Origin of the sequence: Aquimarina celericrescens, from assembly GCF_042682765.1 — a bacterium.
GTDB classification, from domain to species: domain Bacteria; phylum Bacteroidota; class Bacteroidia; order Flavobacteriales; family Flavobacteriaceae; genus Aquimarina; species Aquimarina celericrescens.
The window spans coordinates 101,615-119,836 of the sequence record NZ_JBHUHY010000017.1 but is presented as its reverse complement, the minus strand read 5'-3'; the positions used below and the strand labels follow the sequence as shown (position 1 = coordinate 119,836).

Annotated in this window: 18 protein-coding genes; 3 read left to right on the top strand and 15 right to left on the bottom strand. The window is 34.8% G+C overall.

Annotated features, from left to right (window positions below):
• The first annotated feature begins 117 nt into the window (after nucleotides 1-117).
• Nucleotides 118-2,274: a transglycosylase domain-containing protein gene (locus ACFSJT_RS17185; RefSeq protein ID WP_378321574.1), complete on the top strand. Its 2,157-nt coding sequence runs from the start codon at nucleotides 118-120 to the stop codon at nucleotides 2,272-2,274.
• 420 nt (nucleotides 2,275-2,694) lie between these two features.
• On the opposite strand, the gene ACFSJT_RS17180 is transcribed toward ACFSJT_RS17185, so the two are convergent.
• The 4 genes from ACFSJT_RS17180 to ACFSJT_RS17165 form a co-directional block, all read right to left on the bottom strand.
• Nucleotides 2,695-3,270, bottom strand: coding sequence for a phosphatase PAP2 family protein (locus ACFSJT_RS17180; RefSeq protein WP_378321573.1), 576 nt, complete (start codon nucleotides 3,268-3,270; stop codon nucleotides 2,695-2,697).
• 14 nt (nucleotides 3,271-3,284) lie between these two features.
• Nucleotides 3,285-3,512 carry a hypothetical protein gene (locus ACFSJT_RS17175; RefSeq protein ID WP_378321572.1) on the bottom strand — a complete coding sequence of 76 codons (228 nt, stop codon included), beginning with the start codon at nucleotides 3,510-3,512 and terminating at the stop codon, nucleotides 3,285-3,287.
• A 71-nt stretch (nucleotides 3,513-3,583) separates the two neighbouring features.
• On the bottom strand, nucleotides 3,584-4,669 hold the full coding sequence (locus ACFSJT_RS17170) for an OmpA family protein (protein ID WP_378321571.1): 1,086 nt from the start codon (nucleotides 4,667-4,669) through the stop codon (nucleotides 3,584-3,586).
• Between the two features lie 105 nt (nucleotides 4,670-4,774).
• Nucleotides 4,775-6,145, bottom strand: coding sequence for an MATE family efflux transporter (locus ACFSJT_RS17165; RefSeq protein ID WP_378321570.1), 1,371 nt, complete (start codon nucleotides 6,143-6,145; stop codon nucleotides 4,775-4,777).
• An 87-nt stretch (nucleotides 6,146-6,232) separates the two neighbouring features.
• Between ACFSJT_RS17165 and ACFSJT_RS17160 the strand changes: the two genes are divergently transcribed.
• Nucleotides 6,233-6,598 (top strand): hypothetical protein, encoded by a 366-nt coding sequence (locus tag ACFSJT_RS17160; RefSeq protein WP_378321569.1) that lies wholly within the window; start codon nucleotides 6,233-6,235, stop codon nucleotides 6,596-6,598.
• Nucleotides 6,599-6,764: 166 nt separating this feature from the next.
• On the opposite strand, the gene ACFSJT_RS17155 is transcribed toward ACFSJT_RS17160, so the two are convergent.
• From ACFSJT_RS17155 to ACFSJT_RS17105, 11 genes are all read right to left on the bottom strand, one after another.
• Nucleotides 6,765-7,163, bottom strand: coding sequence for a hypothetical protein (locus ACFSJT_RS17155; protein WP_378321568.1), 399 nt, complete (start codon nucleotides 7,161-7,163; stop codon nucleotides 6,765-6,767).
• Between the two features lie 50 nt (nucleotides 7,164-7,213).
• Nucleotides 7,214-8,560: a M20/M25/M40 family metallo-hydrolase gene (locus tag ACFSJT_RS17150; RefSeq protein WP_378321697.1), complete on the bottom strand. Its 1,347-nt coding sequence runs from the start codon at nucleotides 8,558-8,560 to the stop codon at nucleotides 7,214-7,216.
• 75 nt (nucleotides 8,561-8,635) lie between these two features.
• Nucleotides 8,636-9,514, bottom strand: a complete 879-nt coding sequence (locus ACFSJT_RS17145; RefSeq protein ID WP_378321567.1) for a PPK2 family polyphosphate kinase — start codon at nucleotides 9,512-9,514, stop codon at nucleotides 8,636-8,638.
• 66 nt (nucleotides 9,515-9,580) lie between these two features.
• Nucleotides 9,581-10,102 (bottom strand): hypothetical protein, encoded by a 522-nt coding sequence (locus ACFSJT_RS17140; protein WP_378321566.1) that lies wholly within the window; start codon nucleotides 10,100-10,102, stop codon nucleotides 9,581-9,583.
• A gap of 45 nt (nucleotides 10,103-10,147) precedes the next feature.
• A complete protein-coding gene (locus ACFSJT_RS17135; protein WP_378321565.1) occupies nucleotides 10,148-11,311 on the bottom strand; it encodes a sigma-54-dependent transcriptional regulator in 1,164 nt (387 codons plus the stop codon).
• On the bottom strand, nucleotides 11,311-12,210 hold the full coding sequence (locus ACFSJT_RS17130) for a DUF6268 family outer membrane beta-barrel protein (protein ID WP_378321564.1): 900 nt from the start codon (nucleotides 12,208-12,210) through the stop codon (nucleotides 11,311-11,313). The genes ACFSJT_RS17135 and ACFSJT_RS17130 overlap by 1 nt, the downstream gene beginning before the upstream one ends.
• Nucleotides 12,211-12,250: 40 nt before the next feature.
• Nucleotides 12,251-13,144 (bottom strand): mechanosensitive ion channel family protein, encoded by an 894-nt coding sequence (locus ACFSJT_RS17125; RefSeq protein ID WP_378321563.1) that lies wholly within the window; start codon nucleotides 13,142-13,144, stop codon nucleotides 12,251-12,253.
• Between the two features lie 4 nt (nucleotides 13,145-13,148).
• Nucleotides 13,149-14,444: an ABC transporter permease gene (locus ACFSJT_RS17120; RefSeq protein ID WP_378321562.1), complete on the bottom strand. Its 1,296-nt coding sequence runs from the start codon at nucleotides 14,442-14,444 to the stop codon at nucleotides 13,149-13,151.
• Nucleotides 14,437-15,366, bottom strand: coding sequence for an ABC transporter ATP-binding protein (locus ACFSJT_RS17115; RefSeq protein WP_378321561.1), 930 nt, complete (start codon nucleotides 15,364-15,366; stop codon nucleotides 14,437-14,439). Before ACFSJT_RS17115 ends, ACFSJT_RS17120 begins: the two co-directional genes overlap by 8 nt.
• A 305-nt stretch (nucleotides 15,367-15,671) precedes the next feature.
• On the bottom strand, nucleotides 15,672-16,778 hold the full coding sequence (dnaJ, locus tag ACFSJT_RS17110; protein ID WP_378321560.1) for a molecular chaperone DnaJ: 1,107 nt from the start codon (nucleotides 16,776-16,778) through the stop codon (nucleotides 15,672-15,674).
• A gap of 6 nt (nucleotides 16,779-16,784) precedes the next feature.
• Complete coding sequence (locus ACFSJT_RS17105) at nucleotides 16,785-17,327, bottom strand: nucleotide exchange factor GrpE (RefSeq protein ID WP_378321559.1); 543 nt, start codon at nucleotides 17,325-17,327, stop codon at nucleotides 16,785-16,787.
• A 163-nt stretch (nucleotides 17,328-17,490) separates the two neighbouring features.
• On the opposite strand from ACFSJT_RS17105, the gene ACFSJT_RS17100 reads away from it, so the two are divergent.
• Nucleotides 17,491-18,162: a YceI family protein gene (locus tag ACFSJT_RS17100; RefSeq protein WP_378321558.1), complete on the top strand. Its 672-nt coding sequence runs from the start codon at nucleotides 17,491-17,493 to the stop codon at nucleotides 18,160-18,162.
• Nucleotides 18,163-18,222 lie beyond the last annotated feature (60 nt).

The following is an 18,222-nucleotide window of genomic DNA, read 5'->3' as shown; positions in this document are numbered from 1 at the left end:
TTTAGACGTTATCAAGTCGATATTATGAATATGATAAAGAATTTATTACAAAAAAAATGGATGAAATGGGGTGTATTTTCATTACTAGGAATTATACTTCTGTTTTTCTGTTTTTACATGAGCATATATTTGGGTTTTTATGGAAAACTACCCGGTAAAGAAGAGCTGAGTACTCTTAAGCAGTCTGAAGCTACTCAAATACTTGATAAAGATGGCCATCTCATAGGAAAATACTATATCTATGACAGACAACCTATCACCTACCAAGATTTACCTCAACATTTAATTGATGCTCTTATAGCTACCGAAGATGTTCGATTTTATGAACATGACGGGGTAGACAACACAAGTCTTCTAAGAGTATTCTTTAAAACTATTCTATTGCGTGACAAATCCTCGGGTGGCGGTAGTACCATTACGCTACAATTAGCCAAAAATCTATTCGGAAGAAAAAAATACAGCATATTTAGTACGGTGATCAATAAGTTGAAAGAATCCTTTATTGCCAAAAGGATGGAAGATATCTACTCTAAAAAGGAAATCTTAACGCTTTATTTTAACACCGTTCCGTTTCCCGACAATACGTACGGAATTGAAAGTGCTGCACAAAAATTCTTTAACAAATCTACTCATAAATTAACGCTATCTGAAGCAACAACCCTTATCGGAACACTTAAAGCGAATCATAGTTATAATCCCAGATTGTTTCCCGAAAGAAGTCAACTTCGCAGAGATGTGGTGCTCAAACAAATGGTGAAATATGGATACATAAGTACCGCTAGAGCAGACCAAACGATGAATAAACCTATCGAATTGGATTATCAATATTTTAATCATGACCTAGGGTTGGCACCTTATTTTAGAGAAGAAGTTAAAAAAGAACTGGTTAAGATTCTTGAACACTATAAAAAACCGGATGGTAGTGACTATGACGTCTATAATGATGGTTTGATTGTACACACAACGTTAGATCATAAAATGCAGTCTTTGGCTGAAGAAGCTATGAAAGAACATATGCAAACATTACAGAAAGAATATGAATCATCATATGGTAGCACCGCACCATGGAAAAACAATAAAGCACTACTCAATAATGCAGTTACAAATCTTGATAGTTATAAAAAATTAAAAGAACAAGGATTAACTGAAAATCAAATTAAAGATTCTCTTTCAATAAAAAAGAATATTGAATTATTCGAATGGGACGGGAATGAAACAAAAAAGATCTCCTCATTAGACAGCCTGCAACACTATCTCAAGTTTCTTAATGCTGGTATGATCGCTATAGAGCCTACAACTGGTGCTGTTATGGCATATCTTGGCGGGATTGATTATCGTTACTTCAAGTATGACCATGTTTCGCAGAGTAGAAGACAAGTAGGATCCACCTTCAAGCCATTTGTTTATACAACTGCCATCGAAAACGGAATGAAACCTTGTTCCTATTTTTCGACAACAGAGATTACGTACACTAACCTGGATAATTGGACCCCGAAAAATTCTGATGATGAAGAGGATCCTTATTTAAATTATACCTTAGAAAAAGCCTTAAGTAACTCTGTAAATACCATTGCAGTGAAGGTGCTTAATAAAGTAGGTATTCCTAAGGTAGCAGAACAAGTTAAAAAATTAGGCATCATTGATTCCCTTTCTCAAGAACCTGCTATGGCATTAGGTACCGATGGGATCAGAATTAAAGACTTAGCAGGAGCTTATGCCAGTTATGTTAATGAAGGTAAAGCTGTAAAACCATACTATATTTTAAGAATTGAAGATAAAAATGGTAATCGTATTGCAACTTTTGAACCTGAAGTTAAAGAAACTCCGGCCTACAGCCCATATACCAGGCAAGTAGTGTTAGAAATGCTGAAATCTACTGTTGAAAAAGGAACGGCCACAAGGCTAAGAACAACATACAAATTAAAAAATGATATCGCCGGAAAAACAGGAACCACCCAAGACAATAAAGATGGTTGGTTTGTAGGTATCACTCCCAATCTGGTCACTGTAGCCTGGGTAGGAAATGATAATTATGGTATTGGGTTTAAAACTACTACCTTGGGCCAGGGAGCAAATACTGCCCTTCCAATTTTTGCTAAGTTATATCAAAAAATGAATCAAGATCCTATTTTTGATCCCATTACAAAAAGCACGTTTGATCAACCTAGTGAAGAAGTAAAAAACGATCTTGATTGTAAACCTGAAAAGCGTGACAATTTATTAAAACGGATTTTTGGTAAAAAGAAGAAAAATAAGAAGTTTGGAAAAGAGTAGAGGTATTTTTTGATAAATTTAAAAACCTGCTTTAACAGTATTTTATTCGCTTTATAACATAATATTAAGGTGAGCAGAATGAATTTTAGGTATATTGTTTATTATTAACTAAAACAATATATTATGCTTAAAAAACTTGAAACCTTAGGCTCAAAATTGAACAGATCCGAGCAACAGTGTATCAATGGTGGGTCGTATAACCAAATAAATTGCGCTCCCACATGCTACTCTGCACGAGATTGCATAAGTGATTTTCCAGGAGAGCCACAAGGAGAGTGGTCATGCATTAATGGGTGCTGTCAACAATTCTAACAAAATTAGCGGGTTATACACCCGCTTTTTTATTTTATTAAAATCCAGATCATCTCGTAAATTCACATGTGAAAATTTCAATATATCATATTAATCTACAAAACATATTCAACTACTAACCTCACCGTATTTCTTAATCAAAAAAGAGTGTAGCACATAAGCCCCTACACCTAGTAAAATTCCTGCTGCCATTCCTGTCACTACATCCCCGGGATAATGTACTCCCACATAAATCCTACTGTAGCTCACTATAACTGCCCAAATGATCATAAAAGGAAAAATATACTTCAGATATTTTTGAAGCGCCAATCCTGTAAAAAATGCTAACGCCATCGAATTAGTAGCATGACCAGAAAAATAGCCATATCGACCACATCGTTCAGCAATAAAACGAGTAAACTCTGCCACACCTTCTGCGCGGCAAGGCCTTGGTCTCTTAAAAAGTACATATTTAAACAAATTTGCCAATTGATCTGATGCCGTTATTAAGACTGCTACCAGAACCAGAGTTATGATCGTTCCACGTATACCAAAATACTTATAGAAAAAGATAAGTAGTAGTAAATACAACGGTATTTGATAGAATTTCTCGGTCATAAATAACCAAAATCCATCCCAAGTAGAAGTACCAAGATTATTAAGGTATAAAAAAAGCTCTTTGTCTAATTGTATAAGTTCTTCCATTAGGCACTATATATTTATTCGTCGTAACGTTCAATTTCACGATCGTAAAAATCATTGGCAGCCTGAAAAAGATTTTCTGCTTCCTCCAGCAATTCTTTCTCATCATTCTTATCAAATTCTTCTAACCATTCTACTTCATCATTCTCCAGATTAACAATAAACCTTGGAAACTCGGTATGGATCACAAAGATTGCATCTGGATAATCTGTATTATCTCCTAGCAAGAATTTTGGAAAGTTCATAAACGTATTGCTTAAGTTTAAACCTTCCAAAGGTAGTATCTTTTATAACAAACTTGAAAAAAAATATGAGGTTAGTCGATTTTAATTTCTACTCTATTATTAGAATCTGGATCCAAATCAGAACCGGTAGTAACTACAGGAGATGTATCCCCGGCAGCAACGATCTCTATTAGAGATTCATCTACACCCTTTTCGATCATATATTGCTTTACGTTACTAGCTCTCATAGCAGACATGATTTCATTTTCAAAGGTAGAACCTGCATCGTCAGCATGACCAATTATTTTTACCGAATTTACTTTAAATATGGTTACATACTGGATGTAAGAATCCAATGCTTTTTGAATCTCTGTATATGCCTCACTCTCTCCTACCAAAAACTCAATTGGCGAAAAATCAAGTGCCATATTGCACACCTGACCGGCTACCAGATTTTTAGGATCTCTCATTTCCATAAGCAATACATCATCTACAAAATAATATCCTGTATCGTATTTACCACCTTTAACAGATTTCCCTCTGGGGCTATCAGAAAAATATCCTAATGAAATATATTTTTCGGTTCCTTTGGCACGATATACTCCACAAACTTTAACCCATCCTTTGGTATCACACACCATCTTAGAAGAGGCTATATTTAATTGGAGCTTTGAGGTTAGGGTTATTTTAGGGTCTCTGGCACTGAAATACGATCCTATCGAAGAAGTACAGGAATTAGAAATCCCTTCACCAAGTGAAACATACATGTGAAAATAATAATATTTCCCTGCTCCCAAAGGACGTTTCAATTTTACAGTCACTCCTTCTTTATAAGCTCCTCCTGCGATATACATTCCTACTTTTCCTTCTCCTGTTCGAGGTTCTTGTGTTCCAAATTGTTTTAAAAAGTTTGGTGATCTATGGGTAAATTTAACTAGTTCTAATTGAGGATGATAGGCATCAGGGGTATTAATAGAAGCTTTCCAATCCTTCATAATCCCAAAATTCTGCATTTCCATATCAATACGTCTTATGGTCGTATTTACATTTTCAAAACTTGGATTTGGAATAAGATTTTGGGTTCTGCTGTGTTCGAAGTCTTGACTTGTAACACTTTGGATAATCGCTACTGTAAAAACGATAAGCAGTAGACAAAATTTAGAATTTGGGACTCTCATTTTTGTATTTCTGTTTTTTTGGAAAGATAGTTAATTATTAGTTAATACCAAATAAACGTATCAAGTAGGCAAAACGTATTTCTTTCCTGTTTTTATTGAAAAAATTCAATCTTTTTTGATCAAATCTTTAGTTAACTTATTGAATCTGAAATACAATAACAATGCCGAAGTGGTTAGACCTGCTAGTAAGCCAATCCAGATACCTGAACTTTCATATGCGGTATATAGGCCTAAATAGTAGCTTATAGGAAAGCCTACCACCCAATATGCAACAAACGTAATAAATGTTGGTATTTTTACGTCTTGAAGCCCTCGCAAGGCTCCCAAAACAGTCACTTGTATCGCATCTGATATTTGAAATAATGCAGCAATAATAAGAAGCTTGGCGGCAATGCTGATTACTTCAGTATTATCAATAAGGTTGTCTGCATCATCAACATCCAGGTATATTTTGGGTAGTAATTGATTACAAACTATAAAAACCAGAGCAAAAACAATAGCTATTAAAAAGCTTAATAAAAAGATAGAGATAGCAATTCTTCTTAAATCTGTAAATTTCTGAAGTCCTTTTTGATTTCCTACTCGAACCATAGCAGCTACGCTTAATCCCATGGCAACCATAAATGTCATTGATGAAAGGTTTAGCGCGATCTGATTAGCAGCTTGCGGATTTTTACCCAGAATACCTGATAACCATATTGCCGCAGTAAAGATGGCCACTTCAAAAAACATCTGCAATGCAGAAGGGAATCCTAATGCGATGATTTTTTTTACCATTTTACTTTCTATAACAAAGATTTTAATTTGAGTGACATATTTTTTAGACTTTTCCTTCCCTTTAAGTAAAAACCATAGAAATATAACCATAGTAAGCCTTGAGACTAATGTCCCAACAGCTGCACCTACAATTCCCATTTCGGGAAATCCAAACTTTCCAAAGATCAGCAAGTAATTAAGTATGACATTAACCACATTGGCTATTAGTGTCGCATACATTGGATATCGGGTCATCGACAGCCCATCAGAAAACTGTTTTAAGGCTTGAAAACATATTAAAGGTATTAACGAAAAAGCTACAAGATCAAGATACGGTATTGCCAATTCGACCACTTCGACAGGTTGCTTCATTAAATACATTAACGGTTTTGCCAGTAGAATGGCCAGAAACAATACAACTCCCAGAGCAGTACATAAGAAAAGTCCGTTTTTGAAAACAGATTTACCGTTCTTAAAATTATGTTCTGCATCTGCCTCTGCAACCAGAGGGGTAATAGCGGTCGAGAATCCTATCCCAAGGGACATGGCTATAAACATAAAACTGTTTCCTAAAGATACAGCAGCCAGTTCGGCAGTACCCAATTGCCCCACCATGATATTATCTACCAAAGCAACAAGTGTATGCCCGATCATACCCATCATCACAGGAGCGGCAAGTTTAAGGTTATATTGAAATTCTTTGGTGTATTGTTGTAGCATTTTATGATTTTGAAGACGCAAAGGTATTAGAACCCAAGTAAACTAAAATATTCTTATTGTATATTTAACGTTGTTTATTACAAAACCATGTCTGAAACTACTATTGCTGAACAAGAAATTAAAAAAAGAAACAACAGCAGAATTTATTTGATTGTAGCCAGTATTATTTTTGGAATCCTTATATTCCCCTCATTACCTATGGTCATGATGTCTGCTATGATGTTTGACAGTCCAGGGTCTCAAGACAGTCTGCCCACTATTATTTTGGTCATAAGTATGGTCGCTTATCCGGTTGTCACTTGTATAAGTATTATCGCTGCATGGATTTTGTTTGTTAAAAAAAAGAACTATTTGGCTATTATCCTTGTTAGTCTGCCTATCTTAAATATCCTAATCGGAATTGCAGCTATAATTTATATAACTGTTTTTTGCGATGGAAGTTTTGCTTGTTAGTGTGATCTGTTTTTTGGCTAAACCTTTGGCTAAGGTATTGGAGTTGCTATCTAATGTGGGTTGAGCTTTGTATAATATTATTGTATTGTTCAAAAATTATCGATCGTTAGATTAAAGATTTTCGTTTTTAAAGTTTCATACGAATTCTAAAATATTTGAAAGAGTCTTACCAATATCTACTAAAAAAGTCATCATTAATCAAATCTAATTTAAAATATAAGGTATCCTGATAATGATATACGATTAGAGTATCACTAGAAGGCTTCTTTAAAATCCGATACGGCTGTATAACATCATTTAGAGTCAATGTAAAATTTTGATAAGAAATCGTGTCTATAAGTTTATAGCTTTCAAGAATTTTCATTTTACTAATCTCAGGAATTAATTTACAGCCTCCAAAAACAACAACACTATCTTGCAAAGTCAAAAAACCTCTTTCTCTTTTGATATCAAAAACTTGTAAATCAAATTTGGATTCTAGCTTTAAAGTTTTATCCTCTTTCAATAATGAATTTATAACTATTGTAGCACCAAAGATTAATGCATAAACACTAGCAGTTTTCATAAAGAATACTGCTTGCTTATCTATAATTTTAAATTTCACCCCTATGAAAATTACTTCACCCCATAACTATCAAAAAGATATACTAGACTAGCCATGGTCGCTGCTCCCAATTCAAGTTCGCGCTTATTTACGGCATCAAACGTATCGTTTTTGGCATGGTGGTAATCAAAGTAGCGTTGAGAATCAGGTCGCAGTCCGGCGAGTACGATTCCGTCTTTTTTTAGCGGACCAATATCTGCCCCACTTCCGCCTTTGGCAAAATAATGTATCAGATAAGGTTCAAACAATGATTTCCAGCTTTCTACTTGCTCAAAATTAACATCATCACAGTCAAATGAGAATCCACGAGGAGTAAATCCTCCTGCATCACTTTCTAAAGCGAATACATGATTTTCACCTTTATTTTTGGCAACCTCTGCATATTTTTTTCCACCTCTCAAGCCATTTTCTTCATTCATAAACAATACTACCCGTATAGAACGTTTGGGTTTGTATCCAATTTCTTTAAATAACCGCAGTACTTCCATAGACTGTACAATCCCGGCACCATCATCATGAGAACCATCGCCCAGATCCCAGGAATCCAGATGGCCGCCAACTACCATGTATTCGTTTGGGAATTCGCTACCTGTAATCTCTCCTATGACATTAAACGATTCTACATCTTTCCAGGTACGACAATTCATATTCATATGAAACTTCACTTTTGGATTTAATGTAAGCATCGAACTTAATAAATCTGCTCCATTGGTACTAATAGCAGCTGCAGGAATCTTATCCATGTCAGGTAAATCGCCATAGCTCATGGATCCCGTATGAGGAAAATCATCTAATCGTAAATTCATCGAGCGCACGATTACTCCCACAGCTCCAAAATTAGCCGCTTCAGCCGCACCAGAATATCGCTGGTCTACGCAGCCTCCGTAAGCTTTAAAAGTTTCAATCAAGTCTGCTTGCATGGGTCGGTTAAAGAATACTATCTTACCTGTAATCTGATCTGATCCCAATTTGCGCAGATCTTCAATTCCTTTTACTTCTATAATTGGCGCTTTGATCCCACCTATTGGTGTAGGTACAGATCCACCTAATGCACATATTGGCACATTGGTCGTTCTACCGGGTTCGGTTTCGATATAAGCAAATTCAGTTACTCCACGAGTCCATTTTGGGACCATCACTGATTGTAACCAAACTTTATCGATACCTAGTTCTTTTAATTCTTTTTCACCCCATTCTACAGCTTTTTGCGCGTTTACCGAACCAGAAAGACGTCCACCAATCTGATTTGACAAATAATCTAACCAGGCGTAGCTCTTACCATTTAGTAAAGAGGTATCATATAATTTCTTGAGTATTGTAGCATCTTTTTTTGCATCGTTTTGGGCAAAGCAATTCATAGAAAGAATTACAAAAAGAATGGGGATTATTTTTTTTGACATGATATGTTTTAAATTCAACTTTATTTCAATTTTCTATTCGTTTTCTAATTGTTTTTTATACAAATCCAGATTTGCCTTAGTCTTTTCGTCTAGTTCTGGTTCTTGTATATCTTCATATTCTTTTAAGGTATCATATAATGTTCTTGCAACTATATATCTTGCGGTAGGTTTATCATCTGCCGGAATCACATACCACGGTGCATGAGAAAGAGATGTTCTATTTATAGCATCCTGATAACAATCTTGATATTTCCCCCAAAGCTTACGCTCTTTAAGGTCTCCTGCAGAGAACTTCCAATTTTTTTCCTTCTTTTCCAGTCTACGCAGCAATCTATTTCTTTGTTCATTTTTTGACAGGTGTAAATAGAATTTAAAAATTATTGTTCCATTTTGGGCGATGTGCTTTTCAAAATTTTTGATCTGCTCAAAACGAGTATCCCAAAATTTGTCATTAATATCTTCTACAGTATTAACGTGAGGAATATTCTCATTCATTATATATTCAGGATGTACGCGAGTTACCAAAACATTCTCATAGTGTGTTCTATTAAAGACACCAAACTTACCACGTTGTGGCAAGGCAATATAATGCCTCCACAGATAATCATGACCAAGCTCAAGATCTGTGGGCACTTTAAAACTATGAACTATGATCCCCCGGGTATTAAAATCTTTAAATACTTCTCTGATTAAACTATCCTTCCCTGAAGTATCCATTCCCTGTAGACAAACAAGTACAGCATATTTCCCGTGGGCGTACAAAGTATCCTGAAGTTTACCTAATTTTTCGCGAACTTCTTCCAATTCATCTTCAATCTTTTTCTCGCTGGCGTCTAAATTGTAAGTAGTAGGGATTTTTGATAATTCTATAGGATCAGAAACTTTAAAATCTTCGTGACGTATCTTATTCATAATACAATTTGTGTTACCACCCGAAAGATACTAAAGTTTTAGGTTTGTGAAAAGATAAAATTGGCATTACCAGGCATTGAAATCATAGCTAAATCCAACTAAGAAGGTATCATACCTTCTTCCTAAACTCTTTACATTAAGTTCTGCGAAAATATGTACCGGAGTCGATATCTGATGTAGCGCCCTAATTTTTATTTGTGCGCCATGATTAAAATTTCCGGTTCTGAATCCAAGAAAAGCATCATTTTCAATACGTTCGAATTCATCAGAATTGTTGCCCATATATCCTATACCTGCAGTTATAGTCGTTGGATACCAATTAAACATGATCAAGTTTACACCCAGAGCAAATTCATTGAATCCCTCATAATCATCTTCTGCATTTATGGCAAAGGTTCTGCTATATTCCCCCATGAACGTAGTGTAACAATTAAATGCGTATTCTATTCTAGCTCCTACAGCAATTTCGTTCTCTAAACCAAAGCTCTTTACAGCAACCAATCCATAGTTTACAGCACTAGGGTCGTATTGAGCAGAAGCGGTATAAGTACTACACCAGAATGCTATACCAAGTAAGACTCTCTTCATTATTTGGAACATATCTAAAAATCTGTCGAGGAATATTTATTTTCCTTACTTGGCGGCAAAAAGCTTTACATCTTCTTCGCTAACCTCTTTCCCGCCCAGAATTATAAGGCGTTCAACAACATTACGTAATTCTCTAATATTACCGGTCCAGTCGTATTGTTGTAATTGTTTTATTGCTTTTGGCGAAAATGTTTTGATAGGTGATCCTTGTTCTTCAGAAATTTTTTTTGTAAAGTAATCAATGAGTAAGGGAATATCTTCTCGTCTCTCATTAAGAGCAGGTACTTTAATCAAAATCACTGCTAATCTATGGTATAGATCCTCTCTAAACCTATTCTCGGAAATTTCTTTTTTGAGATCCTTATTGGTCGCTGCGAGTACTCTCACGTTAACTTTAATATCCTTATCGCTACCTACCCTTTGTATTTTATTTTCTTGTAAGGCTCTTAATACCTTTGCTTGCGCAGAAAGGCTCATATCACCAATTTCATCTAGGAATATTGTTCCGCCATTGGCTGCTTCAAATTTACCGGCACGATCTTTATTTGCAGAAGTAAATGCTCCTTTTACGTGTCCGAAAAGTTCGCTTTCTATTAATTCTCCAGGTATAGCTGCACAATTTACTTCTATCATAGGGCCAGACGAGCGATCACTTTTTTGATGAATCCAGTGTGCAACCAACTCTTTGCCGGTTCCATTTGGCCCTGTTATTAAAACTCGCGCATCGGTAGCCGCCACTTTTTCAATAATATTTTTGATATCAGAAATCGCTTTAGACTCACCAATCATGTCATAGTTTTTAGACACTTTCTTTTTGAGCATCTTATTTTCTACAACTAATTCTTTTCGATCGAGTGCATTGCGTACAGTATTTAGTAAACGATTTAAATCTGGTGGTTTAGATATATAATCAAAGGCTCCCAATCGCATTGTATTTACTGCGGTATCTAAGTCTCCATGGCCAGAGATCATTACAATTGGAATTTCGGGTTTTATTTTTTTTACAGCCTCCAGTACTTCTACGCCGTCCATTTTTGGCATTTTGATATCACAAAGTATGAGATCAAACTCATCTGCTTTGATCTTTTCTATTCCCGAGAGTCCATCTTCGGCTTCAGAAACCTCGTATTTGTCATTTTCTTCTGATAAAATTTTAACAAGCACTCTTCTTATTGCTGCTTCGTCTTCTATTACTAATATTTTTGCCATTATATTTTTAGTTTAATACCGCTACGAATGTAAAATGTATTTGCATCGTTAATCGACAACACATTTTCCTGATCACTATCTCGTAAGCGAATTTCATTACTCAATGTATATCCTGCATACGTATAGAACAATAAGTGTTCCGTAAAATAATACTCGTATCCTAGTGCCCCCACTATGTTAAGCATTGAAGCATTTTCTGCAACTTTGGTTTCTCCGTTTTGATCAACAAATGTTCTGTTATTCTGTAAATTACCGTAAAATCTGTCTAAACTCACAAAAGTTTGAAGTGTATTCTTTTCGTTAAAAAAATATTTGATGCTCGTTTTTGGAGTTCCCAGAGAATAAGACCAACTAGGATGAAATCTCTTAAAGTAATTAATTATTGGTAATGGAAACGTAATACTTGCCGGTGTTGAATATCGCAGCCCTATAATAAGTCTTGCTGTTATGGGAGTTTGTAAGCTTTTGTAGCTCTTCACAAAAAATACAGAGGTGGTATATCTGAAATCATCACTTTCTATACCAGAGCCTTCAAAATTTGAGGACATTCCGGTTCCTAATTTTGCGCCAAATCGCCAATTATTTTTCATTTTGAAGGTATATCCTATCTCCAAAGAAAAAGTTTGAAAAACATTTAAATCTCCACCTTCTTCAAACGGGAGCATATCCCTAATTCTTAAATCATTATAACGATATTGAGGAGAAATAACTAAATACGTTCCATCATCATCCATTTTGATAGGATAGTTAGCTGAAACACGAAATCTACTGTAGGTATTATCACTATCTGTTTGAGGAATGTACGCATACTCAACCCGAATTAAGTCAGTTACTTGAGATCTTGATTTACAAAACACACAAAGAAACAAACACACAAAGATTAAGTTTTTGTTTCTCATAAGTAGGGCGTATATGTTTTTAGTTTTTTGATAGTGCTATTTATTCTTTTTCTTTTAACAAAGTAACCACACGTTGTGGAAAAGGAATTTGTACCTTATTTTCTCTGAATAATCGATCTATCTCAAAGCGTATTTCACTTTTAGGTATATGGGCTATGAAACTATCACTAATCGTGAATACTAATTTAAAATTTAAAGAACTATCGGCAAAATCGGTAAACAACACAAGAGGAGCAGGATTCTTTAAAACATAACTATTGGACTCTGCAGCTTTGATCAATAATTCTTTAACAAGTTTGGTATCACTCCCGTAAGCAACTCCAACACTTACAGATTCGCGCGTAAGTGTACCATTTTGAGTCCAATTATACAACGTAGATGTTAAATACTTATGATTTGGGATTATTAATACCTTATTGTCTATAGTAACCGTTCTTGTTGTTCTCAATTTAATTTCTTCAACTCTACCTATTTTATCATCTATTTCTATGATATCACCGACATGAACTGTCTTATCCATAAATATAAAAATCCCAGATAAAATGTCTTGTATGAATGTTTGTAAGGCGAGTCCAACACCAACTAATAGAGCTGCCGAAGCCGCAAAGACTCCAGTAATATTGAACCCTATACTATCTAAAGCAAAAAATATCACTATGAGATAGACAAAATACTTAGAAAATGAAAAAACCGATTCAAATTTTTGCTTATCCTGGTTTTCCATTTTACGTGTTATGATTCTTTTCAAAAATCTTAGAAACACAGAAGTAACGATCAAGACAACTATGACAAACAGTAATAATCCAACAGTAAGGACTATAGGCTTTTTTTCGCCTAAATGAAAAATCTCATATTCAAGAAAATCTTTAATGGCACCCCAAATATCTTCTTGGATCACTTCTTTTACTTGTTCTGCAATTTCTTCTTGAATCATTATATTAATATCTTAACCACTTAAATAACTCCTTGTAGCTTGGTTTTTTACCGTACATGAGTATTCCTACTCTATAAATTTTTCCAGCCAGCCATACCATAAATATAATACTTCCTATTAATAGAAGTATAGAAATTAATACTTCCCACCAAGGAACACCAAATGGTATTCGCATTAACATTACAATGGGTGAGGTTAAGGGAATCATCGAAAATACGGTAGAAACTGTACCATGAGGATTCTCTATGACCGAAAAGAAGCCTACGTATATTCCTAACATTAGTGGTAAAATAATGGGTAGCATAAATTGTTGAGAATCGGTTTCGCTATCTACTGCCGCGCCAATCGCTGCATATATTGAACTATACAAAAAATATCCTCCTATAAAATAGATCAAAAATGCAAACACCAAGGTTCCTAAAGGAAGTTTTAAAATATCCTGAAGTAATAATTGTATTTCTTCTTGATTACCATCTAAAGCTATAGATTGTTCAACTCCAGCATATTGAGGGTCAATTCCAAAAACAGAAGTCGCAACTAATAATAATACCGCTCCTAATGTTACCCAAATGATAAATTGCAAAATTCCTGCAAATGATGTTCCCAGGATTTTACCCATCATTAGCTGTAACGGTTTTACTGATGAAATTATAATCTCTATGATACGATTTGATTTTTCTTCGATCACAGAACGCATCACCATATTACCATAAATAATAATGAACATCATTAAAAAATATCCTGCAGCTCCTCCAAAAAACATTTTTACATAATTTGCCATTTTGGAAGTTTTTTCTCCAGAGAAATTCTCAATTTGTATACTTACTTTGGCTCTAGAGTCTTCAATAATATTAAGATCTAAACCTTTTTCTTCAAAATTTTGATTAGTTAACTTATTTGCTATTATTTCTTCTATGTTATTAAGAATAGAAATATTGGGGGCTTCTTCTGCATAAAACTGTACTGATTTTGCCAATTCTCTATTTGATTGTTTTTTTGGAATATATAGTAATCCGTACATTTTTTTGATCACTACTGAGTCTTTAGCATTCTCGAGGGTAAGATCGGTATAGTTGATATAATCTATATTCTCAGAATCCCTAAAATCAGACAAAAATAATCCTGTTTCATCAAAAAATGCAACCTGACGAACCTCTTCATTATTTAAAGTAGCCAACCATGTAATCAGGGAGATCATCCCAACAAAGATTAACGGACTCAAAAAAGTCATCACCATAAATGTTTTGTTACGAACACGAGCAATAAATTCTCTTTTAATTATTAATTTTAGGTTACTCATTTTCTGTGATGGTTTTGATAAATATCTCGTTTATACTAGGTATTACTTCATTAAATCTCATTATTTCAGCTTTTTCTGAGAGATAGGTAAGCAATTGATTTGATGAAGTGTTCTGATCCAGCGTTATTTTTAGCTTTAACTGATCATCTATGGTTTTAAAATCTGCGTGAGTAACACTATACTTATCATTTAAGGTTTTGTATAAGCCGTTATTGTTATCAGTCAAAAGCCCTACTTCAAAAGTATTTGATTTAAATTCTCTCTTAATATCTGAAACTTTGCCCTCTAGTATTTTTTTGGATTTATTGATTAATGCTATGTGATCACATAATTCTTCAACACTTTCCATACGATGAGTAGAAAATATTATTGTGGCACCTTCCTCTCTTAACTGTAATATTTCATCTTTAATAACAGTAGCATTTATAGGATCAAAACCACTAAATGGTTCGTCAAATATTAAAAGTTTTGGCTTATGTAGTACTGTAACAATAAACTGTACTTTTTGGGCCATTCCTTTAGAGAGTTCTTGGATTTTCTTATTCCACCAATGGGTAATCTCAAATTTATCAAACCAATACATTAATCGGTCCTTGGCTTCCTTCTTGCTCAATCCTTTTAGTTGAGCCAAATACAAGGCTTGCTCACCAACTTTCATAGATTTGTACAATCCTCTTTCTTCAGGAAGATATCCAATATCTTTGATATGTTCTGGTCGAAGCGGTTTACCATCTAAGTATACACTTCCTTTATCTGGTAATGTAATCTGATTGATAATCCTGATCAATGTAGTTTTACCTGCACCGTTTGGGCCCAATAGTCCAAAAATACTTCCTTTTGGTACCTGAATGGATACATCCTGCAATGCGGTGAAGGCTCCAAATTGCTTTGTGGCTTGCTGTACCTCTAAAAGATTAGCCATAAATAGAATAAATGTATTTGTAGTTGATTTTAATCCTGAATGATACGAAAACTTAAAAACTTATGCTAATTAATATTCAAAATTGATATTTCTGTCCAGGATGCTTTTAAGGCACAATAAAAATCAAGACTTGATATTAAAAACAAAACCCACCCTAAATACAAGTATTAAGGATGGGAAAAAAATTGCTATGAAAAAGAAAAATTATCACTAACATGTTAGTGATGTTTCAAATATACGAATTTTTCCTAATCAGACGTTAATAAAACTTAAGGATTCCTAAGATAGATATCCATAAGTTTTATTTACGAAAACATATCTTTTACTTTCTCAAAAAATGACTTATCTCCACTATCAGGGCTTGGCCTAAAATGATCGTCTTTAGCCATTTTTTCAAAAAATTCTCGTTGTTCTTTGTTTAAGGTCTTAGGCGTCCATACATTTACATGAACAAGAAGATCTCCTTTACCATAACCATTAAGACTAGGAATACCTTTTCCCCTTAATCTCAAGATTTTTCCACTTTGTACACCTTCTTCAATCTTAATACGAACTTTGCCGGATACCGTGTCAATTTCTCTTGAGGCACCTAAGGCAGCTTCAGAAAAACTGATATATAAATCATAATGCAGATTATTACCTTCTCTTTGCAGTTCTGGATGGTCTTGTTCTTCAATAGCAACTAAAAGATCTCCAGCCACACCATTGCCTGGGGCTTCATTACCTTTTCCAGCTACTTTAAGCTGCATACCATCTTCTACGCCCGCAGGAATTTTAATGCTTACCGTCTCTTCAGACACTTTAAGCCCTTGAGCATCTGCATCAGATGGTCTATAATCAATCGACTGCCCTGCTCCTCCACAAGTAGAACACGTGGTCGCGGTCTGCATCCTACCCAATATGGTATTCGTAATTCTAGTTACTTGCCCGGTGCCGTTACAGGTTCCACAAGTTTTATAGGTAGTTCCCTGCGCTTGTATTTTTCTTTTTACTTTGATCTTTTTCTCTACTCCGTTAGCGATCTCCTCTAAAGTGAGTTTTACACGAATTCGCAAGTTGCTTCCCTTGACACGATGTTGTCTACCACCGCCACCAAAGCCACCGAAACCGCCAAAACCGCCTCCGAAGATATCTCCAAATTGGCTGAATATATCATCCATATTCATACCACCGCCACCAAAGCCACCTCCTTCAAAGGCCTGATGTCCAAACTGGTCATAGCGTGCTTTTTTATCGGGATCACTTAAGACTTCATAAGCTTCAGCAGCTTTTTTAAATTTTTCTTCAGCAGTTTTATCTCCTGGGTTTTTATCCGGGTGGTATTCGATTGCCTTCTTTCGATATGCTTTTTTAATTTCAGCTTCACTGGCACCCTTACTCACTCCTAATATGTCGTAAAAATCTTCCTTCATACCTAATTATTGTCCGGTTACTACTTTAGGAAATCGAATAACCTTGTCCCCAAGTTTATAACCCTTTTCTATAACATCTACGATCTTTCCTTTTAGATCTTCACTAGGTGCAGGAATCTGAGTTATCGCCTCATGATCGTCAGCATTAAATGCATCTCCCGCCGTAACCTCAACTTCTGTTAATCCTTTACTCTTTAAGGTTTCTTTTAACTTATTATGAATAAGTTCAACCCCTTTGATCAGATCTTTATCTTCGGACTTCTCAATTTCTTTTGATGCACGATCAAAATCGTCTAGAACAGGTAACATAGACTGTATTACATCCTGACTTGCTGTCTTAAATAATTCTACGCGTTCTTTAGAAGTACGCTTTTTATAATTTTCAAACTCAGCAAAAAGTCTTAGGAATTTATCCTTTTCCTTCTGAAGTTCTTCTTTGAGTTGCGTTTCTACATCTATCTCTTCTTTCTCTGTTTCTTCTACAGGAGTATCAAGTACTTCTTCTACTTGATCTTTTACATCTTCAGTATTTTTATTTTTCTTACTCATGTAACATGTACCTTTTATAAGTTTTCATTTTGAAATAGCAAAAGTACTGCCATTTTTCAATTAATGTCATAATGTCACTGGGATATTTTAGTAAATATTTAAGAGTATCCTTTTTTAAAAAAAATAATTTTGAAACTTATTTATAAACCATAAACTATTACTTATGAAGATTAATTTATTAACTACACTGTCTGTTTTTTCACTTATGGCTACAATGTTGTCATGTAAAGGTGAAAAACAAAATGAAACTGAAGCAAATGCTGCCGAAGAGGCAAAAGAAGCTCCGGTAACAGCAATTACTTACAAAGTGGACCCTACAGCTAGCAAAATCGAATGGACTGGTATAAAACCTACAGGAAAGCATACTGGAACACTTGACTTGGCTAATGGTATGGTAAAAGTCGAAAATGGAAACGTGCAAAGCGGGTCTTTTAGTATCGATATGACCTCTATCACTGTGACAGATTTGGAAGGTGATGAAAAAGCATCGCTAGAAGGACATTTGAAAGGTGAAGGTGAAGAAAAAGAAGATCATTTCTTCAATGTTGCAAAATACCCGACAGCCTCTTTTGAAATTACCGGAATCACTGAAAAAGAAGGGAAGATGTATCTAGAAGGAAATCTTACTGTAAAAGGTACCAAAAAGAACATATCTTTTCCTGCTACTACCTCTATCGAAGGTGATATCATGACATTAAACACTGAAGTATTTACCATTAATCGTACAGAATGGGGAGTTAATTATGGGTCCAAATCTATATTTGAAAATTTAGGTGATAAATTTATTAATGATGATATAGAATTAAAGATTAGCGTAAAAGCTAACAAAGCTTAGTAAGCTGACACTTTAATCGTAAATTCTCAAAAAGCCGGTACAATTTATAGTACCGGCTTT